This window comes from Thermaurantimonas sp. (assembly GCF_046299575.1).
GTDB lineage: Bacteria > Bacteroidota > Bacteroidia > Flavobacteriales > Schleiferiaceae > Thermaurantimonas.
On sequence record NZ_JBKBHX010000001.1, the window covers coordinates 566,185 to 590,943 of the forward strand.

Annotated in this window: 24 protein-coding genes and 1 pseudogene; 17 read left to right on the forward strand and 8 right to left on the reverse strand. The window is 47.3% G+C overall.

The window, feature by feature from the left end:
* The 5 genes from ACK4EX_RS02295 to ACK4EX_RS02315 all read left to right on the forward strand — a co-directional run bounded on the left by ACK4EX_RS02295 (position 1) and on the right by ACK4EX_RS02315 (position 7,172).
* A complete protein-coding gene (locus tag ACK4EX_RS02295; RefSeq protein ID WP_409769354.1) occupies positions 1–1,866 on the forward strand; it encodes a putative porin in 1,866 nt (621 codons plus the stop codon).
* A gap of 345 nt (positions 1,867–2,211) precedes the next feature.
* On the forward strand, positions 2,212–4,908 hold the full coding sequence (locus tag ACK4EX_RS02300) for a valine--tRNA ligase (RefSeq protein ID WP_409769356.1): 2,697 nt from the start codon (positions 2,212–2,214) through the stop codon (positions 4,906–4,908).
* A gap of 3 nt (positions 4,909–4,911) precedes the next feature.
* On the forward strand, positions 4,912–5,418 hold the full coding sequence (gene tpx / locus ACK4EX_RS02305; protein ID WP_409769357.1) for a thiol peroxidase: 507 nt from the start codon (positions 4,912–4,914) through the stop codon (positions 5,416–5,418).
* A gap of 9 nt (positions 5,419–5,427) precedes the next feature.
* A complete protein-coding gene (locus ACK4EX_RS02310) occupies positions 5,428–5,907 on the forward strand; it encodes a GAF domain-containing protein (protein WP_409769359.1) in 480 nt (159 codons plus the stop codon).
* Positions 5,904–7,172, forward strand: a complete 1,269-nt coding sequence (locus tag ACK4EX_RS02315; RefSeq protein ID WP_409769361.1) for a DEAD/DEAH box helicase — start codon at positions 5,904–5,906, stop codon at positions 7,170–7,172. The genes ACK4EX_RS02310 and ACK4EX_RS02315 overlap by 4 nt, the downstream gene beginning before the upstream one ends.
* On the opposite strand, the gene ACK4EX_RS02320 is transcribed toward ACK4EX_RS02315, so the two are convergent.
* Positions 7,149–8,369, reverse strand: coding sequence for an NRAMP family divalent metal transporter (locus ACK4EX_RS02320; protein WP_409769362.1), 1,221 nt, complete (start codon positions 8,367–8,369; stop codon positions 7,149–7,151). The two genes, ACK4EX_RS02315 and ACK4EX_RS02320, sit on opposite strands and share 24 nt — an antisense overlap.
* A gap of 265 nt (positions 8,370–8,634) precedes the next feature.
* Here ACK4EX_RS02320 and trpS point away from each other — a divergent pair, with 265 nt between their 5' ends.
* Together trpS and ACK4EX_RS02330 are read left to right on the forward strand one after the other, a co-directional pair.
* A complete protein-coding gene (trpS, locus tag ACK4EX_RS02325; RefSeq protein ID WP_409769364.1) occupies positions 8,635–9,606 on the forward strand; it encodes a tryptophan--tRNA ligase in 972 nt (323 codons plus the stop codon).
* 15 nt (positions 9,607–9,621) lie between these two features.
* A complete protein-coding gene (locus tag ACK4EX_RS02330; protein ID WP_409769366.1) occupies positions 9,622–11,439 on the forward strand; it encodes an ABC transporter ATP-binding protein in 1,818 nt (605 codons plus the stop codon).
* 159 nt (positions 11,440–11,598) lie between these two features.
* Here ACK4EX_RS02330 and ACK4EX_RS02335 read toward each other — a convergent pair.
* Positions 11,599–11,766 (reverse strand): annotated as a pseudogene (locus tag ACK4EX_RS02335) (T9SS type A sorting domain-containing protein); the annotation flags it as partial.
* A gap of 38 nt (positions 11,767–11,804) precedes the next feature.
* On the opposite strand from ACK4EX_RS02335, the gene ACK4EX_RS02340 reads away from it, so the two are divergent.
* The 10 genes from ACK4EX_RS02340 (at position 11,805) to ACK4EX_RS02385 (ending at position 19,139) form a co-directional block, all read left to right on the forward strand.
* Complete coding sequence (locus tag ACK4EX_RS02340) at positions 11,805–12,014, forward strand: hypothetical protein (protein ID WP_124396745.1); 210 nt, start codon at positions 11,805–11,807, stop codon at positions 12,012–12,014.
* Between the two features lie 193 nt (positions 12,015–12,207).
* Positions 12,208–14,163, forward strand: coding sequence for an integrase catalytic domain-containing protein (locus ACK4EX_RS02345; protein ID WP_409769368.1), 1,956 nt, complete (start codon positions 12,208–12,210; stop codon positions 14,161–14,163).
* Complete coding sequence (locus tag ACK4EX_RS02350; RefSeq protein WP_124396743.1) at positions 14,160–15,116, forward strand: AAA family ATPase; 957 nt, start codon at positions 14,160–14,162, stop codon at positions 15,114–15,116. The genes ACK4EX_RS02345 and ACK4EX_RS02350 overlap by 4 nt, the downstream gene beginning before the upstream one ends.
* A 183-nt stretch (positions 15,117–15,299) precedes the next feature.
* Positions 15,300–15,707 carry a hypothetical protein gene (locus ACK4EX_RS02355; RefSeq protein ID WP_124396742.1) on the forward strand — a complete coding sequence of 136 codons (408 nt, stop codon included), beginning with the start codon at positions 15,300–15,302 and terminating at the stop codon, positions 15,705–15,707.
* Positions 15,692–15,901 carry a hypothetical protein gene (locus ACK4EX_RS02360; RefSeq protein WP_124396741.1) on the forward strand — a complete coding sequence of 70 codons (210 nt, stop codon included), beginning with the start codon at positions 15,692–15,694 and terminating at the stop codon, positions 15,899–15,901. Before ACK4EX_RS02355 ends, ACK4EX_RS02360 begins: the two co-directional genes overlap by 16 nt.
* Positions 15,894–16,103 (forward strand): hypothetical protein, encoded by a 210-nt coding sequence (locus tag ACK4EX_RS02365; protein ID WP_124396740.1) that lies wholly within the window; start codon positions 15,894–15,896, stop codon positions 16,101–16,103. The genes ACK4EX_RS02360 and ACK4EX_RS02365 overlap by 8 nt, the downstream gene beginning before the upstream one ends.
* A gap of 1 nt (position 16,104) precedes the next feature.
* Positions 16,105–16,755, forward strand: a complete 651-nt coding sequence (locus ACK4EX_RS02370; RefSeq protein ID WP_124396739.1) for a DUF3164 family protein — start codon at positions 16,105–16,107, stop codon at positions 16,753–16,755.
* The gene (gene dnaB / locus ACK4EX_RS02375; RefSeq protein ID WP_409769371.1) at positions 16,716–18,074 is read left to right on the forward strand and encodes a replicative DNA helicase; all 1,359 of its coding nucleotides are present in this window, start codon (positions 16,716–16,718) and stop codon (positions 18,072–18,074) included. The genes ACK4EX_RS02370 and dnaB overlap by 40 nt, the downstream gene beginning before the upstream one ends.
* Before the next feature lie 8 nt (positions 18,075–18,082).
* On the forward strand, positions 18,083–18,628 hold the full coding sequence (locus ACK4EX_RS02380; protein ID WP_124396737.1) for a hypothetical protein: 546 nt from the start codon (positions 18,083–18,085) through the stop codon (positions 18,626–18,628).
* On the forward strand, positions 18,612–19,139 hold the full coding sequence (locus tag ACK4EX_RS02385; protein ID WP_409769373.1) for a hypothetical protein: 528 nt from the start codon (positions 18,612–18,614) through the stop codon (positions 19,137–19,139). The genes ACK4EX_RS02380 and ACK4EX_RS02385 overlap by 17 nt, the downstream gene beginning before the upstream one ends.
* A gap of 103 nt (positions 19,140–19,242) precedes the next feature.
* Here the strand turns inward: ACK4EX_RS02385 and ACK4EX_RS02390 are convergent, their stop codons facing one another.
* The 6 genes from ACK4EX_RS02390 to ACK4EX_RS02415 all read right to left on the reverse strand — a co-directional run bounded on the left by ACK4EX_RS02390 (position 19,243) and on the right by ACK4EX_RS02415 (position 24,692).
* Positions 19,243–19,761 (reverse strand): hypothetical protein, encoded by a 519-nt coding sequence (locus ACK4EX_RS02390; protein WP_277028953.1) that lies wholly within the window; start codon positions 19,759–19,761, stop codon positions 19,243–19,245.
* A 71-nt stretch (positions 19,762–19,832) separates the two neighbouring features.
* Positions 19,833–20,939, reverse strand: coding sequence for a hypothetical protein (locus ACK4EX_RS02395; protein WP_277028952.1), 1,107 nt, complete (start codon positions 20,937–20,939; stop codon positions 19,833–19,835).
* Between the two features lie 8 nt (positions 20,940–20,947).
* Positions 20,948–22,141 carry a DUF935 family protein gene (locus tag ACK4EX_RS02400; RefSeq protein ID WP_277028951.1) on the reverse strand — a complete coding sequence of 398 codons (1,194 nt, stop codon included), beginning with the start codon at positions 22,139–22,141 and terminating at the stop codon, positions 20,948–20,950.
* Positions 22,142–22,151: 10 nt separating this feature from the next.
* Positions 22,152–22,577 (reverse strand): phage protein Gp36 family protein, encoded by a 426-nt coding sequence (locus ACK4EX_RS02405; protein WP_277028950.1) that lies wholly within the window; start codon positions 22,575–22,577, stop codon positions 22,152–22,154.
* Between the two features lies 1 nt (position 22,578).
* On the reverse strand, positions 22,579–24,213 hold the full coding sequence (locus ACK4EX_RS02410) for a hypothetical protein (RefSeq protein WP_277028949.1): 1,635 nt from the start codon (positions 24,211–24,213) through the stop codon (positions 22,579–22,581).
* Positions 24,210–24,692, reverse strand: coding sequence for a terminase gpP N-terminus-related DNA-binding protein (locus ACK4EX_RS02415; protein WP_277028948.1), 483 nt, complete (start codon positions 24,690–24,692; stop codon positions 24,210–24,212). Before ACK4EX_RS02415 ends, ACK4EX_RS02410 begins: the two co-directional genes overlap by 4 nt.
* Positions 24,693–24,759: the final 67 nt, after the last annotated feature.

Consider the following 24,759-nt stretch of genomic DNA (forward strand, 5'->3'; position numbering starts at 1 on the left):
TTGAGAAATTGGCTTGAAAATGCTTTAACGGGCATAAGTTTGTTCTTTTTTGCCTTAACGATTGTTGAATCTTCAGCACAAATTGCAGGAAGTCCTTCAGCCTTGCCAGTTTCATTTCAGTATAAAACCCTTTTTGATGGATATAAAGCTGTCGATACAGTTTTTACACCGGAATTGTACGGAGGCTTTAGCTTCGACGAAAACCGAACGAGACTGCAATTAGAGCTGGGAAATCTTGGCGCACCGATATATGACCTGCTGTACAATCCTGTGTATCACAATTACCTGGTATGGGGGAATGCTCCCTTCTACCACCAGCGCTACCGACACGAGCAGGTGCGGTTTTACAAAGTAAATTCTCCCCTTACTGAAGCGCGCTATACTCAGGGCTATAACCGCGGACAGCTGTTTCGGATTTTTCACACGCAAAACATCCATCGCCGATGGAACTATCACCTACACTGGCAAAGACTGAATTCCGAAGGCTTTTACACCCACATGAACACAGAGCGTTCAAACTTTACCCTTTCGACTGATTACATTTCTGGGGATAGCCGCTACACTTTTCAGGGGTATTACAGTTGGCAACGGCAACTTTCCAATGAAAATGGCGGCTTGCGATTTGATACCGTTTTTACCCAAAATACTCGTCGCGACAGACCATTGGTACCGGTAAAGTTTAGAGAAGGCAAGAGCACCTCAGCAGTACAAACCGCTTATTTTCAGCATAGATACGACCTCTTACAGATAAAGAGTACAGATGGAGAGGAGGAGAATAAAAAGCTCTTTTCTTTTGGTATCGGCCATCGCTTCAGATACGAGCGCGAGCGGTACGAATACTTTAAAAATCATCGTACGGATGACACCTTGTATTTCAAACAATTCAATTACTCAACAGAGCAAACGCAAGACAGTACCATATTCGAATACCTTCGAAATGAGGCTTTTGCCTCTTTGGGTATAGGAGAGCGGTTAGAGGTGAGAGGAGGGATAGGATTTCAGCACAGTTTGCACGGGGGCAGGTATCACAGGCACTACTTTTCGCAGTATCGCACCTTTGGGGAGCTTGATTGGAGGCTCAATAGACTACATCTGGAGGCTGGTGTGAGCTTTCATCCGGCCGGAGAGGCTACAGGAACAAGCGCGTTCTTTGGACGAATCCAATATTTATGGCATAAAAACTTTCGACTTTCGGCCTGGATTGAAAATTCGGTGGAGGCCCCTCACGCGTTTTACAGACTTCACTTATCAAATTTAACCGGCTGGAATACAACCTTTAAATACATCCGATACCGCGAGACGGGCGTAGCAATTGACTTGCCTTACTTCGGTACCTTAACGTTGCGCAGTTGGCTTAACGAAGGACTTATCTTTTTAGATTCGACGTTGAAACCCTTTCAGTACGACGGCCAGATCGGCATTTTGCAGGCCAGATGGACCATGGAGCAGCCACTGCTTACATGGCTTACCTATCGCCACACAGCTTCCGTGCAACAGATCAGCAACCGCCATCTGATTCGCTTACCAGAATCGACAGTTGAGGCCGAGATATACAGTCGTTTTTATCTGTTCAGAAGAAATCTGGGCGTAATTGTCGGTCTGGGCGGAGTTTGGTTCAGTAGGTTTGAAGCGATGGGATATTCGCCAGTATTGGGCAGTTTCTATCTGGCATCGCCGGCAGAGATCGGAAACACCTTACTGGCCGACGCGTTTTTGCACTTTCAGATCAAAAGTGCAGTAATAACCTTAAGGTACGAAAATGCAACCGCCGGCTGGCTTACGCCATTTAACTACTTCGCTGCAAAGAGCTACCCTATGGCTGACCCTGTACTGCGAATCGGAATACTCTGGCGTTTTTTCAACTAACCTGAGTCATTACAGACTTTAGTGAGCAGCTGGAATTGTTACCTGTGTCTGTGAATTGGGGCATCAACAAAGAGCATGCGTTGGCCCTACACCCGCGCCAGGGATGGGAGGGGCGCACCGATAGGTGCGGTGCCTGCCGAAGGCAGGTACGGAACCCCCGGACAGCCCGGCCCCCGGCGATGCGCGGAAAGCGCTCACGCCGGGGGAGGCGCCCAAATAAAAAAGAAAAAAAATCATTCGGGAATGTTGGCGCTTCCTTAATAATATACTCCGGATGAATGGCCGGATGGGGGTATGGCTGTGGCAAATAACTTTGCGGCCCTGACTTTACTTAGACTGAACCGGATGGAGATTTCTGCCAAATACACACCCTCGGATATAGAGAAAAAATGGCTGGAGTACTGGAATGAGAATGAGTGCTTTGCTTCGGTGCCCGATGGACGGCCACCTTACACGATCGTGATTCCTCCGCCAAATGTGACCGGGGTGCTTCACATGGGCCATATGCTTAACAATACGATTCAGGATGTGCTCATCCGCCGGGCGCGCATGCTGGGCTACAATGCCTGCTGGGTGCCAGGTACTGACCATGCCTCTATAGCCACGGAGGCCAAGGTGGTGGCCATGCTTCGCGAGAAGGGCATCTCAAAACACCAGCTTACGCGGGAGGAGTTTCTGAAATATGCCTTTGAGTGGAAAGAGAAATATGGAGGCATCATCTTGCACCAATTGCGCAGGCTGGGGGCTTCATGCGACTGGAAGCGCACCACCTTTACGATGGATGAGGCCTACTACAGGGCGGTGATCCGGGTGTTTGTGGACTTGTACAACAAGGGCTACATCTACCGCGGCCTTCGGATGATCAATTGGGACTGCGAGGCCCGCACTGCGCTTAGCAACGAGGAGGTGATTTACAGCGATGAGGGGGAAAAGGTAACGTTTTACTACGTCAGGTACTTTATAAAAGGCTCAAACGACTACCTGACGGTGGCCACGGTACGGCCTGAGACCATCATGGGCGATGTGGCTGTGGCTGTAAATCCGACCGATGAGCGCTATGCCCATCTGGTCGGCAAGACGGCCATCGTGCCCATCATCGGGCGCGAGGTGCCCATCATAGCCGATGAGTATGTGGACAAGGAGTTTGGCACAGGATGTCTGAAGGTGACACCTGCTCACGACCCTAACGATTACGAAATCGGCCTGCGGCACAATCTGCCGGTGATCGATACGCTCAACGACGACGGAACGCTCAACGAACGGTGTGAGGTGCCTGAATTTGTGGGGCTTGATCGCTTCAAAGTGCGCAAGCTGATGCGCCAGAAGCTGGAAGAAGCCGGTGTGCTGGTGAAAACAGAAGACGCTATCACGCGCGTAGGCCGATCAGAGCGCACTAATTCAGTGGTTGAGCCACGGCTGTCGCTGCAGTGGTTTATTCGGATGAAGGAGATTTCAGCTAAAGCCCTTGAAGTGGTGGAAAAGGGCGACATACAGCTGCACCCGGCTAAGTTTATCAACACCTACCGCCACTGGATGGAGAATGTGAAGGACTGGTGCATCTCACGCCAGCTCTGGTGGGGCCACAGGATACCGGCCTACTACTACGGCGAAGGGACTGATGACTACGTAGTGGCCGAAACGCTCGAAGAGGCTGTGGAACTGGCGCGCCAAAAGTCGGGCAACGCTGCCCTCACAGCTGCCGACCTGCGTCAAGACCCCGATGTGCTCGATACCTGGGCATCTTCGTGGCTGTGGCCGCTACAGGTTTTTGGAGGATTCAACGACGAATGCTTTGACCGCAAGCGCGGTAAAATCGACTTTTCAAAAAATGCTGAGCTAAGCTATTATTACCCCACCGAAGTATTGGTAACGGCTCCGGAGATTCTCTTCTTCTGGGTGGCGCGGATGATCATAGCCGGCATGGAGTACGCAGAGAAAATTCCTTTTAAGCACGTATATCTCACAGGAATAGTCCGCGACAAATTGGGCCGCAAGATGTCGAAATCGCTGGGCAACAGTCCTGACCCCGAACAACTGATGGCCACTTACGGCACTGATGCTGTGCGGGTAGGTATGCTTTTCAGCTCGCCAGCGGGCAATGACCTGCTCTTCGACGAAAAACTATGCGAGCAAGGGCGAAACTTTGCCAACAAAATCTGGAATGCCTATCGACTGATACAGGGCTGGACTTCGGAAGCCCGTGAAATGAATCCCTCGGAGGCTTCGGCGGTTGAATGGTTTGGCCATCAGCTCTCTGCGGCCGTTCGGGAGATCGACGATCTCTTTTCGAAATATCGCATCTCTGAAGCCCTGATGGTCGTGTATGACCTGATATGGGACAAGTTCTGCTCGTGGTATCTGGAATGGATGAAACCGGCCTATGGCGGGCACATAGCAGAGCGGGCACTCGTAGCCTCGAAGGACTATTTTGCCGATCTGATGAAGCTGCTTCATCCCTTTATGCCTTTTATCACGGAAGAATTGTACAGCTACCTGGAAGGTGGCAAAGGATTGCTGATGAATGCCCGTTGGCCGGAAGCCGGGGAAATAGCTGAAGCAGTATTACATGACTTTGCGAAAAGCTGCGAGATCGTAACGGCTATCCGCAACTTCAGAGCACAAAACCAAATTTCGCCCAGGGAGCGCATCACCCTGTACGTAAAACCTGAACATAAAGCAATACTGACCCACAGAAATATTTCGATGATCCTAAAACTCGGTGGTCTTGCGAACATTGATGTTTTGGACGATGTAACAAGCAATGCAAAGACTTTCCTGGCCGGCGGTGTAGAATTTATCTACCCGATCAGCGAAGATGCGCTCGATGTAGATGCTGAACTGGCCAAGGTGCAGTCAGAGCTCGACTACACCAGGGGATTTCTGGACTCCGTGATGAAAAAGCTCAGCAATGAGCGCTTCATGCAGAATGCCCCTGAACAGGTGAAACAAAACGAACTAAAGAAAAAACAAGACGCTGAGACCAAAATCGAAGCCTTAACCATGCGATTAGAACAACTGAATAAATTAAAAATCAAACAATAAGACATGGCAACCATTACATTTAAAGGAAATCCGGTACACACCGTGGGCAATCTCCCCTCCATAGGCAGCAAGCTGCCCAACTTTACGCTCATAGATACTTCGCTCAAAGAAGTAAAAAACACCGACTTTGAAGGTAAATATTTGGTGCTCAACATCTTTCCTTCGGTTGACACAGGTGTATGTGCAGCCAGCGTGCGACAGTTTAACGAAAGAGCAGCTTCGCGTGACAATGTGCGAGTGATTTGCATTTCGAAAGACTTGCCTTTTGCTCACAAGCGCTTCTGCGGATCTGAAGGCATTGAAAATGTAGTGAGCGCCAGTGACTTCCGAAGCCCGGAGTTCGGTACGAATTACGGGGTTACAATGGTGGATGGGCCATTGGCCGGACTGCTGAGCCGTGCCGTCATCGTGGCCGATCCGAGCGGCACCGTCATCTACACCGAACAAGTGCCCGAAATTGCTCAGGAGCCCAATTACGAAGCAGCACTTGCAGCCATTCCTGCACAATAGATTTGAGAGATGAACGAAACTTTTGAACGCATTAAAATTCAAATAACTACCCTACTCGACGGTGATGAACCGGTACATCAACGGCTATTAGAAGTCTGCAAAGCTATCAACTCTAATCTGCCGCACATGGATTGGGTGGGGTTTTACTTTATGAACGACGAAAAGCAAGTACTCGAGTTGGGGCCTTTTGTGGGCGAGCCCACAGACCACACAGTCATTCCGTACGGAAGGGGCATCTGCGGACAAGTGGCCGTGAGCGGCACCACACTGAATGTGGCTGACGTTACGCAGTCAGACAATTACTTGGCCTGCAGCCTGGCGACGAAGAGCGAAATTGTGATTCCCTTGTACGATGGCAACGGCAAACTCATAGGCCAACTCGACATCGACTCACATGTGCTCAACCGCTTCGACGCTGATACAGCCGCTTTTCTCGAAGAAATCTGTCAGCTGATCAGCCAAAAGGTGTACACTTCGCAACGCGTATGACCTTCGAAGAACTCAACCTGAAGCCCGAACTGCTGGAGGCCATTGGATACATGGGCTACAGCCGGTTGACGGAAATTCAGGAAAAAACCTATCAACCCATACTCGAAGGCAGAGACGTGCTAGGTCTTGCATCTACTGGCTCGGGGAAGACACTTGCCTTCTGCCTGCCGCTTAGTCAGCGACTTCTGGAAACAAACATAAACCACGGCGTACTAATACTCAGCCCTACACGCGAACTGAGCATCCAGACGGCCAATCAGTTGCACGGACTTCTGTACTTTACACCACTACATGCCGAAACCATTTATGGCGGAAATGATGCAGGAGCCTTTGATCGTGAAAAACGCGCCTTAGAGGCCAAAGTCCAATTTATCGTTGCTACTCCTGGCCGACTTCTGGCACACATGCGAAATGCGTACGCCGATATGTCGTATTTGCGCTATTTGGTGCTCGACGAAGCAGATAAAATGCTCGACATGGGTTTTTACGACGATATAAAGCAAATCATCGAAAGACTGCCTGCCGATCGGCAAAATCTGCTCTTCAGCGCCACCATGTCGCCACGCATCCGCAAATTGGCTGTCGAAATCCTTCGAAATCCGGTGGAGGTATCCATTGCCGTCGCAAAGCCGGCCACCGGCATTCAGCAGCAAGTAGTACTCGTGCAAGATGAAGGAAAGGGTAGATATCTGGCTCACTTCCTCAAAAAGCTGAAACCCGAAGAGCAAGCTATCGTCTTTTGTAGCAAGAAAAAATTATTACAATCGCTCGTCAATCGACTGAACAACAAAGGCATTCGAGCTGCGTACATTTCATCAGAGCTGGAGCAGGCCGATCGCGAAGCTGTGCTTACAGCTTTTAAGTCAAAGCAGTACAAAGCCTTGGTAGCAACCGACGTTTTGGCACGCGGTATTGATATTGCTGACCTCGCTGCCGTTGTCAATTACGATGTTCCCCCTTCGCCTGACGACTATGTGCACCGCATCGGACGCACTGCAAGGCATAATAAGACCGGAGTGGCCATCACCCTCTTATCACCTTTGGAAATGGCTAAATTTGCTTTGATCGAAAAAAAGTTAGGCATAAAGGTGCCAAAAGTGACAGCCGGAACTGAATTCGGTGAAACTTTTGAGTGGAATCCAAACTTTGGCAAAAAACAAAAGAAGAGACCCCTTAAAAAAACTTCTATTTCACCTGAATCTCCATTAAAGGCCAAGAAAAAACCACCGAAAAGAGGTTCATCAGCCCCGAAACAAGCTGATTAAGTACATGGCTGAAAATCCAAACAAATACAGCAAACCTATTATAGTAAGCATCGACCGAACATTCCAGAGCGATTGTTTAAAGAATCCTATTCGGTAAAGCAACATCGCATTAAAGACAGCCAATATCGGAGCAGTAACGAAGCTCAACACCGTAGCAAAAGTGACCAGCGCCTTCATGTTACTCTGAAAGAAGACAATCACCGATAGACCACCCAAAGCTGTAACCCAAAGAAACAACGTTCGCCATCGCGCCTTGTTGGTTTGCGGGCGTAAGGTGTGTATGCTTTCAGCGATCACTCTCGGATAGGCATCGAGCACCGTGAGTACGGTGCTGAACATACAGGCAAGGGCTGCCACCTTTACCACCCATGCCAGGGCCGATCCCAGTGCCGATTCATACATCTGTACAAACATGCCGGCAAAGGCAGTCGCATTATCAGGCATGGCATCTACCCGGCCATACAGCGAAAAGTAGCCAAGCAGCAAAAAGACAACCGCCAGTAGGGTAGTGCCCCAGAAACCGGTGTTGAAATCAAACATATACCCCTCCCGGGCCTGAGGCTGAATTCTGAATTTTTCCACCGACCAAAGCGATTGCCAGATACTCAGGTCTATGGGCGCAGGCATCCAGCCCATTAATGCAATTAAAAAGGTAAAATGAACACTCTCATGCCAATGCACCTCAGGCCAGTACGGTGGTTCAGGACTTCGCCAGGCAAATAAAATCGCAAGTAACGTACTGGCACTGAGCAGTATAACGATCCATTTGACTGTGCGGTCGAGCCAGGCATAGCGCCCGCGCAACAAAAGTGCCAGGCACATAGCTAAAATGACAGCTGAGCTCCCTTTAACCGACAGTGAGGGCATAACCAACACGTTAAAAATCCCGGCAGTAACCAGCGTAACTGCTCCGAGAATGCCCGGAACTGTTCCTAGGCAGATGATCAGATTGATGTAAAAGGGCATTTTGCCCAATTGGTAATATCCATGCACTAATGATTGGCCAGTATGTGCAGCATAATAAGGTCCTGCCACAAAAAACGGCCATTTTAAAACATTAGCCAGTACCACCACCGGTATGAGCAGCAGGCCATATTCCGCGCCTGCACGAGTGCTCTGCACAAGGTGCGAAACTCCTACAGCAGCGCCGGCATATAGAAGGCCTGGACCGAGCTTCTGAAACCAATTAAACGACATGCATCCGGATTTATGCAAAGATGTGTGAATGTTTTAAAAAATGATTAACACTGGTCGTTGAGTTCAAAAAATCAATGAATTTGAAATACAAAAACTCGTAAGCTTCCATAAAGTGGCCATGAAAAAAAATTGGCAAAGCTCCAATAAAAGGTCAAGGCAACGTTAAGGATGAGTTTCAAGCTCCCTGGCCGGCTCGGGTACATTCGATGGTTCTTGAGTGACCGTTTACCTTTGTCATCCGAACCCAGACATATTATTTAAAAGAATGCCAAGATATCTTACAGGAGTTCAGAGTTCAGGACAACCCCATCTGGGAAACGTATTAGGTGCCATCGCCCCGGCCATTGAATTCTCAAAACAACCCGATGCCGAAAGTTTCTTTTTTATTGCTGATTTTCATTCTCTTACAACTATTAAGGACGCTGAATTACGCCGAAAGCACACCCGCAGTGTGGCCGCTGCCTGGCTGGCCTGCGGGTTTGATGCACAGAAAAATGTCTTCTACCGCCAGAGCGACTTGCCTGAAGTAACCGAGCTAGCCTGGTATCTTAGCTGTTTTACACCCTACCCAATGCTGGCTAATGCGCACAGCTTTAAAGAGAAAAGCGATCGGCTCAGCGATGTAAATGCAGGACTGTTCAACTATCCGGTGTTGATGGCAGCTGACATCTTACTCTACGATGCCGATTTCGTACCAGTGGGCAAAGACCAAAAGCAGCATCTCGAAATCACCCGTGACATCGCCTCTGCTGTAAATCACGCTCTGGGACAGGAAATTTTAAAACTTCCAGACGCTCTCATTCGCGAAGATGTAATGACTATACCCGGCACCGATGGTCGCAAGATGAGTAAATCATACAAAAACACCATCGACATCTTCGCTCCCGAAAACGAACTTAAAAAGCAAGTAATGAGCATTGTGACTGACAGCACGCCTCTGGAGCAACCAAAAAATCCGGACAGGTGCAACGTCTTTGCCCTCTTTAAACTCCTGGCTACACCTGAACAAATTGCTGAAATGCGGAGAAAATATGAAGCAGGTGGATATGGATACGGACATGCCAAGAAGGAACTGCTCGCCCTGATACTCGACAAATATAGAAGTGCCCGCGAAGAATACAACCGATTAATGAGCGATGAGGCAGAACTCGAAAAGCTACTTAAGGCCGGTGCAGAAAAAGCACGTGCAGTAGGCACTAAAGTACTTCAAAGAGTTAGGAAGGCGATAGGTTTTTAATTTTTTTTTCTTTTTATGAACAAGCCCCTTCGCAAAATTTATCCTTACCTGTTTCGCTACAAAGGTTTAATTGGCCTGAGCGTTCTTTTCAATGTGCTGAGCATAGCTTTTTCACTGGTTTCTGTAGGTCTTGTTATTCCGGTGCTTCAACTGATTTTTGGGGTAAATGGTCCGATTTCAGACTCGATAACCGGGACTTCGCTTTTTGATGATATTAAAAGGGAATTTTATCGACAAATCGAGTACAGACTGGCCAGTACTTCTGTGTCCGAGGCCCTTCTATATGTAGTAATATGGGTAATTGTAGCATTTTTCTTTAAAAATCTTTTTCACTACCTGGGATTGTACGTGATTGCTCCCGTACGAAACGGAATCTCCTTTCAGCTGCGCAAAGAATTGCACGCCAAACTGCTACAGCTACCTATGGCCTTCTACGCACGCCGGCAGAAAGGGGATATCATTTCGCGTATTACGGTGGATCTGCGTGAAATTGAAGCAGCAATGATCGTACTGCTTGAAATGATTTTCCGCGATCCACTAATGATCATTGGTTCTCTTGCTGTTTTGCTTTGGATGAATTACAAGCTCACCATATTCGTATTACTTACGCTGCCTGTTGTTTCCTATGTAATTAGTCGGATAGGTCGATCTCTGAAAAGGCAATCCACCACCGCCCAATCCCAGCTTGGCAGTCTGATGAGCCATATTGATGAGACGATTACCGGACTGCGAATTCTGAAAGCCTTCAATGCTGAAAAGGTTAAACAAGCGCGTTTCGAACAGATTAACTCGCATTTTTACAAAACTTCGAACCGCGTGATGCGTCGGTACGACCTGGCCTCGCCCGTAAGTGAAATGCTCGGTGCAGTCATCATGGCTGCCGTAATCTGGTTTGGAGGGCGGATAGTTATAGCATCCGATCAATTCGGACCCGCCAATTTCATAGCTTACATCCTCTTTTTTTATCAAATGATCCCACCTAGCAAAGCCATCAGCCGAGCGTCGTATAATCTGAAAAAAGGTGCTGCCTCTGCCGAGCGGGTGCTTGAAATCTTAGAAAGTGTAAATCCAATTACCTCACCCCCCGATGCACCTAAAGTAACTGAATTTAGAAAATCTATACGTTTTGAAGATGTAAGCTTCGGCTACAGGGAAGAAATCATACTTCACAACATAAACCTCTCCATAGCCAGAGGGAGCACAGTAGCACTTGTTGGCTTGTCGGGAAGTGGCAAGACATCATTAGTCAATCTGATACCTCGATTTTACGATGTCACCTCAGGCCGGATTACCCTTGACGATCGCGATATACGCGAAATAGACCTGAAATCGCTGCGATCATTGATGGGAATTGTAACACAGGAGCCTATCCTTTTTAACGATACCGTGCGAAATAATATAGCACTTGGAAAGCCCGAGGCTTCAATCGATGAAATAGAAGAGGCCGCCCGCATAGCCAATGCATATGATTTTATCATGCAATTAGAACATCAATTTGATACCATCGTTGGCGACATGGGTTCCCGACTCTCCGGCGGGCAGCGCCAACGCATAGCTATTGCCCGGGCTATTCTTAAAAATCCTCCAATTCTTATACTCGATGAGGCTACAAGTGCTCTGGATACCGAAAGCGAAAGACTGGTACAGGAGGCCATTACACGGCTGATGCAAAATCGCACATCCATCATCATCGCACATCGCCTGAGTACTATCAGGCATGCTGATCTAATAGTGGTAATGGATAAAGGTCGAATCGCTGAAAACGGCACCCATGATGAGCTGCTCGCGGCCGGAGGAATTTATTCCAGGTTGATAAAACTTCAGGAATTTTAAAACATATCAAAACCATTGGCCAATCATATATCTGTTAAAACTGTTCTGACAGTCTGAAAATTTCTCTAAAATAGCCAAATTTCGATTGGCGAAAACGCAAAAAAAGACCCCGTTTAATTGAGATATCAAACGGGGTCTTACGAATATCAGAAAAAAATTCTATTCAGCTACAAATTTTAAGGATTTCATGACCGACGCTGATTCAAGCCGAAGAATGTAAACGCCTGTAGCAAGGTTAGGCAGGACAGTTTCAATTTGCCGGCCTGACCGCACATCAACCTCTGTGCTGAATACCATACGACCGCTCATATCCGTCACGCTTACTCTTGTATTCCCGAGTGCGCTGTTCTAAAAGAAACAGCAGCATGCAATCGACAAATGTACTGAAACCCACAGTAGCAAAGCGCGACCGAATAAAAACAGAGGTGGTAAAATGGCTTGCAGCCAAATACAAAGTGTCGAAAAACACCATCTACTGCATACTGCGGGGAGAGTTTAACAGCCCAATAGAAGAGGAAGTGCTTCGCGACTACAGGCTTAAGTATAATGAAATTAAAAAAGCTTTAAAGGTGTGAAATGCACGCAATAAGTATTGATCATTGGCAATTACTAGGGTTCAAAAGCAGTACTGCCCGAAAATTAAAACAAAGAGGGCAGGCTGTGATGGTGAAAGACACGAATAAAAAGACCCTTATTCTGCTTGATAGCTTGCCTGAAAGGTACCAGCTGAAAATAAGGGAAAAGATTAGTGCTCTAAAAAGTGAGCACATGAATAGCCTGCAAAACACTGATGCAGGTTATGAGCAGCTAGTAGATGCGGCCGTGGTAATGACGGCTGAGCATCTACGCATCAATGCCGGCTACATTACCAATGAGCTAGAGGAGTACATCATTAAAAACTACCCTCGATATACGACATATTATGTTGAAAATCACTCGCTGGGAAGGCATCGCATAATAGGCTATGCCAAATTGTGCGCCCTTTCAGAGTTTGTACATGCCAGGTTTAAGCGCATACAAAATATTGCGCGAAGTGAGCGCGAAGCAAAGCGATACAAGCGCTCCCTGGTAGCAAACCTTGCAGAGGCCATTGAGCTGATGCCTAGAGAATTTTTTTCAATAAAGATGCCTACAGGGCGCCGGCTGATAGATTGGCTCTATCAGCTAGAGGAAAGACAAGGCGAGGATATCAACTACATAAAACCCAAAAGGTCAAATAATAAAAACAGAAATAAGCTAACCGATGAGCAGAAGAGGGTAATCCAAGCCCTCTATGCTGATCCCATCGCAATTAGCATCGCTGATATATATAGAAAACTGCTAGAAATCGGCAAAAAAAACCGGTGGTGGCTAAAGGACGGGGAGTACACCCCCCCAACCTACCAGACGGTTTACATGTATCTACAAAGCGTGAAAAACTCCCTTAAAATAGAGCGCCACGGGCTGGTGTACCACAAGAACACCATGGTGCCCGAGGTGCAGCGCAGCTACCCTACCCGAAAAAATGCGATATGGGGTATAGATGGCACGGCACAAAACGAGTATGTACGCCACAATGGTAAGGTAAGGCAGTACGCGCACATAGTAAGTGTTTACGACTATGCATCCTTTAGATTGCTCGACGTACAGGTGACCTTAGGGGCTAATGAACGTGCCGAGGTGCTGATACGCTGCCTAAAGAATGCCATAAAGGAATGTGGCTACAAGCCGCTATACCTGCAGCTAGACAGAGGCCCTGGCTACAATGGGGTGAAGCAGTGGTGCGATGCGCACGACATCAGGGTGCTGCCTACCCAGGTAGGGCTGGCCCGGGCTAAGGTAGTAGAGCTATTGATAGGTCTGAAAAACCGACTGATAGACAAATACAGCGGAGCATGGTCAGGCAGCAACCGCACGGCACAGGCCGACGGCAGCCAGCCTGGTGAGAAGTACTTAGAAGCTGCAAAACGACGTGCCAGAGACTTCGCCATCGCTTCTGAGAGGCTTCGCACTGAGGTAATGGAGCAATGGAACCATTACGTAATAGAAAGCCGAGAAGGCAAGCCCTGCGGCAAAACACCCACCGAACTGTGGAACGAGCTAGAAAGCGAAACGGCCAAGCTCAGCTATGCAGACCTGGCCGAATACGGTACTACACACCACGTGCAGCTGACTACCAAGGGGGTAACTGTAAGCAGCAGAGGTGTGGAATACACCTATTTTCCGCCGGTTGAAACAGAAGAGCAGCGCAGCAAAGCTGCAAAAATCTTTGAACAAATACCCTTACAAAGCGGCAAGCTTTCTAGAGTACGAGTACAAGTACTCGACTATGGCAAGCCTGCAGTAGTGTATAAAGACAATACCTTTTTGGGTATATGGCCATTAAAAGAGCGCATATCCATGATGCCAGGCGATAGCAAGCTGAACAACTACCTGCTGCTGCAAAAAGAAATTGCAAAAAATGCTTTGAAAAAAGTCAGTGAGCTGCGAGAGGAGCTAAACAGCAACCCGACGCTAAATGCCCTAAAGAGCGAAGCCATGACAGGGCGTAAGCGCATAGTGCCCTTGCTGGATAAGAGCGAACTGTTCTTGTACGAAATGGCCGAAAAAAGCGACGAAACAGATGCCATACTACTCGACCAGATGCAGACAGAGCTGCAGTACGAGGAGAGAGAGTATGTGCACCCTGTAACGGGCGAAATAAAAAAAGTGCGCATCCCAATCCAAAATAAACACGACCTATGAAAGCAGAAATTAGCCCTCTACAAGAGGCCTTCAGAAACAAGCTTCTGGCCCTAAAAGAGTCAAAAAATCTCAAGAACAATGAGTTAGCATCAATCACAGGGCGTAGCGAGAGCGTAATCAGCGAGCTGCTGAACGGCAAAAGAGCCTTTGCCGATACGCTGATACAGAGTATGATGGCGCGCCTGGCCGACTACATGGCCGAATACAACCTCGTGCCTGTGCGACAATACCAGGTGATGCAGCAGATCGCAGCTAAATGCAAGCAGCAGAGCGATATACGCCTGCTGGTGGGCAATACCGGCATCGGTAAGACCGTATGTATGAAGCGCTTTGCCAGCCAAGAGCCAGCCGTGTACTACATAAAGATATTTAAAACCTATACCTGGCATAAATTTCTACTGGAGATATGCCGTGTAATGGGCATACAGGTGCGCGAGGGCGTAGGCAGCACTACCCTGCTAGAGCAAATCATCGAAAAAGTAGAGCAAATAAGCGGTGAAAAGCCCTTGCTTATAATCGATGAGGCTGAAATACTCAATCAGGCCATCTGGAAACAAATCAAGAATCTCTATACAGCCACCGAAGGCCTCTTAGGCATACTGATCGTAGGCATCAGCTCGGTAAAGAAGCAACTGGCCCAGTGGGCAGGCCTACAGATACTGCCAGCAGCCGAGCAGGCAACTGCCACCCTAGAGCAATTCAGACCCATAAAAGAAGACAACAACATATTTACCACCTTCGTACGCCGGCTAAAGGTACTGCAGATCGATAGTCCTAAAGGTGAGGATATTGCTTTCTTCTGCCAGGCTAAAGGCATCAAAAACCAAAAAGTAATACAGCTGGCCGCCTCACACTGGTGGAACTACGCCATGGCCGACTCCACCATCAAAGCACTAATAGCATCAGGGGTAGATCTTGACAAAATCACCCAAGAAGAATTTAATATGATTTAACATGCAAGAAATTGAAAAATACGATTACGCCATAGCAGGCATACACTGCAGAATACGAAACTACAGCGTAAATATAAAAGAAAACACTCTTATCATATACAGCTGCAAAATTACACTTTTTAAACGAAAAATACTACACATACTCCACTATAGGAATTCACAAAGCGCATTAAATAAATCACCATGAAACCAACAGCGGAACAAATCAGAAAATTGCACACCCTCATGCGAAGGCTACAAATCGACACTAAAGAGGGCAAGCGGAAGCTGATAGCACAAATCAGCAACAACAGGACCACAAGCGCAAAACAGCTCACCACCGAAGAGTATGTAAAGCTCATAAGCCTGCTGACCATGACGCTACAGAAGAACCCACAGTATCTCGAAAATAAAATGAGATGGAAACTCGTCTTTACCTTCAGAGATAAGGGCTTCAGAAATCAAGACGGTAGCATTGACTTTGAGAAAATACACAACTACTGCCTAAACCACTGGAAGAAAGACATAAACAACATGAGCACAAATGAGCTCAGAAAGTACATAAGTGTAGTAAGCAAATGGAAAAACAAAGAACAATGCCAAAAAGAATAAAAGACCCCAAACTGATTGAAGCAAAAAAAAGACTTCGCGAAAACATTCGCAAGGAATTTTTTGAGCTGATAAACGACGGGCGAACTATAGACTACGCCTTGTCGAAGCTGTCTGATAAATATGCCTACAGCAAGCTAACAATCTATCAAATGATAAAAAGATTCGGAATCTATAAAATAGACAACTATGAATAAACTAAGAAACTACATTCTCGGAAAACTGCTCAGACAAGTTTTCAGGACGATAGACTGTAAAATACACTACTACACACTAAGCCAAAATGTGGTAAAAGAAGACACACAAAGGTTTATCGACTACCAGAAAAAAATAAACCTTTTGAGAGATGTAAAAAGAGAAATAATCGAACAATATAAAATAAATCTAAAAACACAATAAGATGAAAAATATCGAACTTAACGAACAAGAATATGAAGAATTCCTTCGCTATAAACGAGAAAAGCAGGAATTGGAAAAAAAACAGCGACAAGAAGAGGAGAAAAAAATTTACCGAAACATAGTGGACGAAACGGTAGAAAAATTTTTTCCCGTATTGCAGAATATAAGCAAAAACATGGCCGAGGAGAAGAAAAAAATCATAAAAGAATTTGAATCGGCTATAGAGCTGAAGAAGAAAATCTTTGAAATCGAATCGACACAGCAGAGCCACACCTTTACCAACAGCGATGGCACCAAGCGCATCACCATAGGAGTATATCAAACAGATGCATATCGAGATACAGTAAACGAAGGCATCGAAATGGTGCGCAATAGCATCATTAACCTTGCAAAAGACAAAGAATCAAAGCTGCTAGTAGAGGCTATACTGAAGCTACTGAGCAAAGACACAAAAGGCAATTTAAAAGCCAGCAGGGTATTGCAGCTGTACAATTTAGCACAAAAAATCGGCAACAAAGAGCTGATGGAAGGGGTACGAATCATACAAGAAAGCTACCAACCCATCACCACCAAAACATATATAAGAGCCGAATACAAAGACACTGATGGAAAATGGAACAACATACCCCTGGGAATGACCGAAGCCGACTAAAAAAGGCAGAGGCTCAAGAGGAATTTATTTACAACATCGAAGCAGAGCAAGCTGTACTATCAGCGCTACTGATCGATAGCAGTGCCCCCGAGGCTGTAGCCGACCAGCTAAGCCCGGAGGTCTTCTATGATCGAAGGCACCAGGTAATTTACCAGGTCATAGAAGAGCTCTACCAGCAGGGCAAAGCTATTGATATTATCAGCGTTAATCATCAGCTGCAGAAAAAAAAGCTGCAAAAAATCGCTGAGGCACCTGCCTACTTAGTAATCTTAGCACAAAAAGTATTTTCAACAGCTTATTTAGAATACCATGCAAAAATACTACTCGAATCATATTTCAGAAGACAAATATACAAAGCAGGGAGCCTGCTGATGCAAAAGGCCTATGAGGCTGATATCGACGCCATCGATGTACTAAACGACGCTACAAAAATCATCAACGATACAGTAGAAAAAAGAATAGAAAATAACATAAAAAGGCTAAGCAAAGAACTCTACCCGGCGCTTAAGCAGCTGCAAGTAGACAGGCAGGCCCTACCTACAGGCCTACCCGAGCTCGACAAGCTCCTCAATGGAGGATTTAAGGCGGGGGAGCTCTATGTACTGGCAGCTCGCCCATCGATGGGCAAGACGGCCATGATGCTCACCTTTGCACTACACCTAGCCATAGAGCATGCGGCAGCAGTGCTGATCTTCAGCCTAGAGATGACCGTATATCAAATCATACAGCGGCTGGTGAGCATGCAATGCCATATATCTGTACAGCATCTATATAATAGCAAGCTTACAAACGAATTTATACATAAACTGAATGGAATAAAAAAATTAGAAAACGCAGAAATATACATAGACGACACCTCCTCGCTGCACATTAAGGAGCTGAGGGCCAAAGCCAGAAAAATGCACAAGAAGCATGCTATAGGATGCATAATGGTGGACTATCTGCAGCTGTGCGATGGGGGCAACGGCAAAAACACACTACGAGAGCAAGAAATAGCCACGATAAGCAAAGACCTGAAAAGCATAGCAAAGGAGCTGAATGTGCCAGTGATAGTGCTCTCGCAGCTGAACCGGTCGGTTGAAACGCGGCAGGGCTCAAAGCGACCTGTGCTGAGCGACCTGAGAGAATCGGGAGCTATAGAGCAAGATGCCGATGTGGTATTTTTTCTCTACAGGCCCGAGTACTATGGCTATACCAGCTGGGAAGATAGCACACCCTGCCAAGGGCAGGCAGAGCTGATAGTAAGTAAAAACCGCAACGGCTCTACTGGGGCAGTGCGCATGCATTATCACAAAGAGTACACACTATTTAGCTGTTAAACACTGATATGAAAACCAATTACATCTTACTAAGCCACAAGCCGACAAATGAGGCTGAGAAGTGCCAGATAGAGCAACTATCTGGATCTACGCCCACGCAGGTGGTACATACCAGCACCCCAAGCCACATCAGGCAGCAGGTGCAAGAGTGCCAATACCTACTGCTGCTGCCCTTTTATCGCTTTCACGAGACGGCTGTTTTTGCCAGATTTACTGCCATTGAGCTCGGCAAGACCATCAGACGGCTGCAAGAGCCTGACCTAATTGCTCTGATTGAGGTGATAAAGACGCATCTGCCACACTACCAGCAGGTGAGCTCATCGAGGGCATCTGCTGTAGCTGATCGCAAAATAGCCAGCTATATATTATACCACTATACGCACATGAGCCTTCGACAAATCGCGCAGATCATACCTCTAAGTGTAGCCACAATAGGCTACTACGTGCGCGAAGTAAACCATAGCCAACACTATGACCCAGAGCTCTACAGAAGGCTCAAAGAGGTAATTCAGCAAATAGAAAAAACTATAAATACCCATGAGAGCAGAGATTAAATCACATTTTAACGGGCCTTACTTAGAAGTAACCCCAGAGACTGACGCCGAAAAGGCTTGGATGGACGACTTTAAAAAAACCAGAAAAAATAGGAAAATACTGGTACATTTTGGTCGTGGTAAGATGCGCGTATTTGACCGCACTAAAGTCGAAGAGAGTATATTTCAAACTTTATTTCCATCATTAAAATTAAGAGCAAGAATAAAAAAAATAAACAAATTATCATCTGCGTCCTATATAATATACATTAATCCCTCAAGCTTTGCGATAGTGGAATATGATAAAAGATATGTGATCGAGTGCAGAATAGTCGAAGGTATTATGAGTGATCTATCGTTTTTACTCGCATTTACCTATATAAATATGCCAAATGTAAATGCTATCTACAGCACGGAACACAAGGCGTGGAGGATTCACTTTTCGGCACAAAATAAGACGGTGTACTACCGAAGGGTGCGCGTTTATAAATCAGAGAGGGAATTACATGTAATAGCAAACAAATGTAAATAAAAAAGCCCTCACTCATCGGATTTTTTATACCTAAGTAGGTATCATTGGTACCAAGATATGAGGGCATACAAAGGTAAAGAAAAAAATGGATACTGAAAAAAAATTACCGAGGCGAGAGCAAGGAAGCGATGACCTGGTGGAGCAGGTCGGTGATAGACTGCTCCAGGGTGAAGGAAGGGCCGATAAACTTGCGCTGGGGGATGACGGTGCGCCTGAGGCGGCCGGCATCGGTGGCGCCATAGTTGTGCACGGGTGCATAGTTAAAGCCAGACGGGCTAAAGGCTTCGGCATAGATGGTAACGGAGCCGGGTTGGTCGAGGCGGTAGGCTGGGGATTCGCCCAGGTCACCGGTAGAGCCGGTGAGTATCTTGCGGGTGCGAGCGGCACCTTTGGTGCGGGGGTCGAGCCGGCGCTTCACTTCGGGCCAGGGCTCAAAGGAGCGATCGGTGAAGCCCTCGTCGTGAAAGTTTTTTTTAAAGAAGTCAACAGCCAGCTTGCCAGCGGTGGTGGGTAGCTGATCGCTTAGCTGGCGCTGGATGTCGGCAGATATTTTATCAAAATCGAAGGGTAGCACAGGGCAAAAAATGATTATATTAGCGGCATAAAACGTCGGCAATTTCATAGATAGGTGCGTGTATAGGCCGGGGTTGCGCACCCTGGCGCCCGGGCCCGCTCAGTGCGGGCTTTTTTTATTTAGGGTGTGAAGATAAGGATTTGATTGTCGAAGATAAAGCAAATTTTTTGGTAAGGGATTTTGCGACTGAGCACAGACCTGCGGATAAGTGTACTGAGGGAGCTGTAGGGCAGGTATTCTGTGAGATAGATTGCCACGGAAGGGGAAGAGCGCAAGGCTTGGAGAAGATTTTTAGAGAGGTTTTTAGCCGATGATTTTTTAAATTCGAAGAATTGATTTCCGATACGAGCATCTGGGTTGGCAGAAGGATTATGGAGTAGGTTGTGGGCGAAGAAGCGCTGACGCAGGCGAGGTTCTTTAGCTGAAATGGTGGGAAGCAGGTAGACATCTTCATTGAAGTGAGCAGCGAGGCGCTGAGCGATGAGCAGATTGGCTTGGTACTCATGTGAGGTGTAGTGGAGGTAATGGGTATAGATGGAGGGCCCATCAGCGGCAGATTTGATGTAGGCGAGCTTATCGGGCAGGTGAAGGCTGGCGAGCTTGAGCAGGTGTGGTGGAGTGTTTAGGAAGTATGGGTGAGAGAGGGAGAAGATGCGCTGAGTGAGGGCTGGGTTTTCGTCGAGGCCGACTATTTTTTTGGGCAGTGGCAGGTCAGAGTTGTCGGTAGGGGGCTGGTGAGTAGATGCCCATGAGCATTTACAGCCGTAGCGATTGCCAGGGAAGTGCGACTGCCAGAAGGGGTCGTCTTTAGGCCAGATGCGGTTCCAGAAGCGCCTATGGGTGGGGTCGGGCTCGGCGGATCTGCTGGGCAGCCAGATGATGTTTGGGAAGAGTTTTTCGCCTTGCATGGTATTCCATTGTTGTAGGGTGCGCAGGCGTTTTTTGATGGTATTGTATTCTACCTTGGCGTAGGTATAGTGTTTTTGGAGGTGTACTTTTAGTTGGTCAGGGGTAAGGGTGTGAGCTTTTGAGAGGGTAGAGAAGACTTTAGCAGCGGCAAATTGGGCGATGTTGTTGTGCAGGAGCACATTGGTAGGGTGGTCGGTGGTATGCAGGGCAGATAGGAGCAATGAGAGGGTATGGTTGTAGAAGTTAGAGTCGAAGAAGTTATTTGGGTTAGGAAGGTTGAGTTGAGGCCCTGCCAGGCCACGGGTGAAGGTGGGCAAGGCAGGGCTTAGTCGAAAAAATCGGGAAGGTTTTGCTGGTAGGGGTAGGAAAGGTAATCGGAGTCGGTATCGGAGGGTTTATTATGCAGTTTTACTTCGTAGGTTTGCTCTATGTAGTCGGGCGAGAGCAGGTAGCCATTGCGCATGAGGGCTTCATCGACTTTTATTTTTTCGGCTGGATCGAGGCTGGCATTGGCTACAATGTCGAGGTAGTAGCCTTCGGGTATGTCGAAGCCATGGTAACGGAGTATGTGGATGAAGGAGGAGTTAAACCAGTCTTCGATATCGGCGATATCGGCGTTGGTGATTTCGTCCATGATGGCTAGGTGAACGGTAGCTTGGCTTTGGGAGGAGCCGTCGTCCATGGTCATGGTTTGGCCGAGTATGGCTTTGCTAATTTCTTTGTTGATGAGGTTAATTTTTTCGGCAAAGACGCGGAAGGCGTCGGTTTTGTTGTTTTCTTTAATTTCGAGGTCAACGCGTTTATCGAGTATGGCGTAGGAGAGGGAGCCCATAGATTCGAGCCATTCTTGGAGGTCGTCGAGGTGTTTTTTGGTATTGATCATGGTGCGGGCAATGCGTATGGGTACGCCGAAGAGCTGCTCGAATTCGTCCCATGCGGCCCAGGAGTGGCGTTTAAAGATGGTGAGGGGCACGACTTTTTCGAGAATGCCGATGCTGTCGGGCAGCAATTGTATGTAGATGAGCTCGTAGGGGTAGTCGGTAAAGTGGAGAAAGTGTTCTGAGGGGTTTAGGGGGTTTTTGAGGAGGAGTTTGTGCTCTGGTATGATGTTTTCGCGGGGTATTTGCTTAAGGTGTACGTGCTGGCCCTGGCAGTGGAAGTGGACCATGGAGTAGCCGAAGAATTTGGATTCGAGGGCGATTCTTACCAGGTCTTTAAACCAGCGGCTGTGCAGGTAGGCAGAGCGTTTTTCGTCGGGGTTGTTGTTGGGGTCTTTGAGGAGGAATTGTTTGTTGGTCACGCGTAGTATTCTGTTGTTGATGGCGCCGGAGAGGTGGTTGTCGAGCATTGCGTCGCGGTAGGCTTGCTGTAGCTCGTAGGTAAGAGGCCTGGTGGGATGTAGGCGTTGTAATCTGGCGTTTTGCCAGTCAGCGATTTCACGGCGGTAGAGGCTGTGGTGAATGTGCATGAAATCGGCTGTGGATTCGATGAAGAGGGTATTTTGTTTTTTATTGTTCATATGCAGTGATTTAATAGAGTGAGGAGTATTTTTTGTTAGAGCCGAAGCGCACTTGAAGGCTTTGAGAGGGGGTATTTTCGGAGGTTTGTTTTTGAGGCAAAGTCAGGTCGAAGAATTCTCCGGTATTGAGTTTTTCGAGCCAGAGCATGGCCTCGTCGTAGCGACGTTTGGCGGCCAGGTTGTGTTCGCGGGTGTGGCGTTCGTAGATTTCGAAGATGACGACGTCTTTAAGGCGTTTGAGCACGGTTTTGTGACGGGCGTTACCGGCTTGAGAGAAGATGTGGTCGGTGTTGTAGTGTTTGGAGAGGTAGCTTTTGAAGAGGGCTATGGATTCTTGGATGATGGAGTCGATGATAGAGGAGTCGTGATTAGTGAGGCGGTTGATGATGTCGGCGGTGGCTACGGTGATCAGGTCGTCTTTAGTCAGGAAGCTCATGTTAGTAGTTTTTGTGTTTACGGGTTTTGATGATGGCTGGGATGAGGTCGAGGTCGTCGGGGCCTATGCGTATGAGGTTATTGGCTAGTATGATGGCATCGGCAAGGGCGTCGGGAAAGTCGATGGGGTATTTAGTGCCTTTGTCGAAGTTGAGCATTTGGGCTTTAGCTTCGATAAAATCGGGGTGGTGTAGTAGCTGGTCGCTGAAGGAGAGCACTCCGGAGAGCAAAGAGGCTATTAAGGTGGTTTCGATTTTGATGTATTTATCGACGGTTGATTTGTGTGGCAGGGGTATAGCGGAGCTGTGGTATTGGGCTGCGGCCTGTAGCCACTGCTGTTCGTAGATGGCTTGCTGGGCTACGGAGGCATCGTAGTAGGTGATGAATGCGGGGTTGGAGCGCAGGATGCGAGCAGCCGTGGTGAAGTGGTAGTGAAAAGCGGATTGGATGTCTGACTGCTTGCAGTAGAGGTCGAGCACGGTGATGTGGCCCTGGTAGATGCCTATGGTGGCGCTTGCTTTGAAGCAGTAGGAGTCGGAGTAGGCTAGGTCCCAGGTGCGCAGTATGAGCTCGTATTGGTCTATAGGTAAGGGTGAGAGCAGGGCTATCATGGAGTCTTTGATGCGGGAGCCGGTATTGATGGGGGTATTGTAGTATTCGCCTGAGAGGGTTTCGCGGTTGTTTTTGAACTGTTGTATTTTTCTGAGGCAGTCGGCGTGGGAGTAGCGCTGTGGCCAGGAGGGGTTCCAGGTGTGGGTGTTGTCGGGCGATATATCTTCGTAATAGCGGTCGGTGAGGTTTACGATGTATAGGGCTGCGAAGTCGTTGCGAAGTACTTTGTTGGTACGGGTGTCGATGGTGGGCAGGCTGAAGCCTTTTTTTTCGGCCAGGTGCTCGATGATGCCTTTTTGCACGAAGTAATTGTTGTTAATGATGGTGCGTTCGCTCTGTTTTGAGAAGGCGCCTTGAATGTCAGCCGTTATTTTTTCGACGTATTCTTTTACCAGGCTTTGATTTTTGGCTCTTTTTTTGTCTTCTACGTCGTCGATTGAGGCGTATTCGAGGCGAATGCCGTTGTTTTTAAGGCCTCTAAAGGGTTGGTCGATACCCAGGGCCATGAAGGTGCAGCGGTCGGCGGTTTCGAAGATGCCGTCGCTCCAGGAGCCATAGATGTACTGCTGGCCGAAGTCATCTATAATTTTATGGTTGTACTGCAGGTGTATTTGCAGCTCTTGGAGTAGCATGGTGGCGCGCACTTCGTTGGCGCCTACTACTAAGAAGAATCGGGCTTTACGCGTTTGTTTGAGGGCAAAGATGTAGCCGAGGTTTGCATGGGTACTTTTGGCTCCACCACGAAAGACGAGGTTAAAGATGGTAATGATGTTGTTGTGGTAGAGGTCTTTGTATATTTTGGTGTGAAAGTCGGCCGATGGGCTATCGGCTATGGCTATTGTATTGTTTACCCCAAAGTAGTAATCGAAAAGGGAGGCATAGTTATCGGGTTTTAGTAGGTTTTGGATGCGCTTATGACGCTGGGCATCGCTTTCGTTGGCCAGGGTAGCGGGAGTGGCAGAAGCGATGAATTCGCTGCGCTTCTTAAAGCGTTCGTAGAGGTTTCGCAAGTCGCTTTTATTCATTGCCCGAGGATTTCGTCTTGTAGGTTTTTGATGACTATATCCATGTTTTTACGAAGGTTTTGCAGGTCGCGCATAGCTTCTTCTTTTTCTTGTTTTGTGGCGGCTTGCTCTACGTTTTTTTGATATTGGTCGGTGAGCATCTCAAAGGCTTCGTACATGTAAATGAGTACTTGTTTGCGGGCAGAGAATTTTTCGAAGGCTGCTGCGTATTTGGCGGCTTGGTCGGGTTTAATGCGCGGTTCACGCCCTTCGAGCATATCGGCATAGCTTTCCAGTATGCTTCGCCTAATCTGGCTTAAGGCAATCAGTTGGTTTTTTTTTGACTTTTCAAAGTCGTATTGATTTACCCATTTCTTAATAGTTGAGGCTGATACATTGAGTATTTGAGAAATGGTCTCTATTGAAAAATCTTTTAGATAAAGAGATTTGGCCTGTTCAATTAATTTTTCGCGTTTTATGCTACTAAACTTAGCTGCCATTTTTTTTCTTGCAAAAATTTGAATAAAAGTTGAAAAATGTATGTTTTAATTATTTCAAAAATATTGC

What these genes read in the sequence shown, in the direction of transcription:
- ACK4EX_RS02340 (WP_124396745.1), top strand. Translation starts at nt 11,805, where the DNA reads ATGCAATCGACAAATGTACTGAAACCCACAGTAGCAAAGCGCGACCGA.
- ACK4EX_RS02345 (WP_409769368.1), top strand. Translation starts at nt 12,208, where the DNA reads ATGAATAGCCTGCAAAACACTGATGCAGGTTATGAGCAGCTAGTAGAT.
- ACK4EX_RS02390 (WP_277028953.1), bottom strand. Translation starts at nt 19,761, where the DNA reads ATGAAATTGCCGACGTTTTATGCCGCTAATATAATCATTTTTTGCCCT.
- ACK4EX_RS02360 (WP_124396741.1), top strand. Translation starts at nt 15,692, where the DNA reads ATGCCAAAAAGAATAAAAGACCCCAAACTGATTGAAGCAAAAAAAAGA.
- ACK4EX_RS02355 (WP_124396742.1), top strand. Translation starts at nt 15,300, where the DNA reads ATGAAACCAACAGCGGAACAAATCAGAAAATTGCACACCCTCATGCGA.
- ACK4EX_RS02320 (WP_409769362.1), bottom strand. Translation starts at nt 8,369, where the DNA reads ATGTCGTTTAATTGGTTTCAGAAGCTCGGTCCAGGCCTTCTATATGCC.
- ACK4EX_RS02380 (WP_124396737.1), top strand. Translation starts at nt 18,083, where the DNA reads ATGAAAACCAATTACATCTTACTAAGCCACAAGCCGACAAATGAGGCT.
- ACK4EX_RS02300 (WP_409769356.1), top strand. Translation starts at nt 2,212, where the DNA reads ATGGAGATTTCTGCCAAATACACACCCTCGGATATAGAGAAAAAATGG.
- trpS (WP_409769364.1), top strand. Translation starts at nt 8,635, where the DNA reads ATGCCAAGATATCTTACAGGAGTTCAGAGTTCAGGACAACCCCATCTG.
- ACK4EX_RS02385 (WP_409769373.1), top strand. Translation starts at nt 18,612, where the DNA reads ATGAGAGCAGAGATTAAATCACATTTTAACGGGCCTTACTTAGAAGTA.
- ACK4EX_RS02310 (WP_409769359.1), top strand. Translation starts at nt 5,428, where the DNA reads ATGAACGAAACTTTTGAACGCATTAAAATTCAAATAACTACCCTACTC.
- ACK4EX_RS02405 (WP_277028950.1), bottom strand. Translation starts at nt 22,577, where the DNA reads ATGAGCTTCCTGACTAAAGACGACCTGATCACCGTAGCCACCGCCGAC.
- ACK4EX_RS02410 (WP_277028949.1), bottom strand. Translation starts at nt 24,213, where the DNA reads ATGAATAAAAGCGACTTGCGAAACCTCTACGAACGCTTTAAGAAGCGC.
- ACK4EX_RS02400 (WP_277028951.1), bottom strand. Translation starts at nt 22,141, where the DNA reads ATGAACAATAAAAAACAAAATACCCTCTTCATCGAATCCACAGCCGAT.
- ACK4EX_RS02415 (WP_277028948.1), bottom strand. Translation starts at nt 24,692, where the DNA reads ATGGCAGCTAAGTTTAGTAGCATAAAACGCGAAAAATTAATTGAACAG.
- ACK4EX_RS02365 (WP_124396740.1), top strand. Translation starts at nt 15,894, where the DNA reads ATGAATAAACTAAGAAACTACATTCTCGGAAAACTGCTCAGACAAGTT.
- dnaB (WP_409769371.1), top strand. Translation starts at nt 16,716, where the DNA reads ATGGAACAACATACCCCTGGGAATGACCGAAGCCGACTAAAAAAGGCA.
- tpx (WP_409769357.1), top strand. Translation starts at nt 4,912, where the DNA reads ATGGCAACCATTACATTTAAAGGAAATCCGGTACACACCGTGGGCAAT.
- ACK4EX_RS02330 (WP_409769366.1), top strand. Translation starts at nt 9,622, where the DNA reads ATGAACAAGCCCCTTCGCAAAATTTATCCTTACCTGTTTCGCTACAAA.
- ACK4EX_RS02315 (WP_409769361.1), top strand. Translation starts at nt 5,904, where the DNA reads ATGACCTTCGAAGAACTCAACCTGAAGCCCGAACTGCTGGAGGCCATT.
- ACK4EX_RS02350 (WP_124396743.1), top strand. Translation starts at nt 14,160, where the DNA reads ATGAAAGCAGAAATTAGCCCTCTACAAGAGGCCTTCAGAAACAAGCTT.
- ACK4EX_RS02370 (WP_124396739.1), top strand. Translation starts at nt 16,105, where the DNA reads ATGAAAAATATCGAACTTAACGAACAAGAATATGAAGAATTCCTTCGC.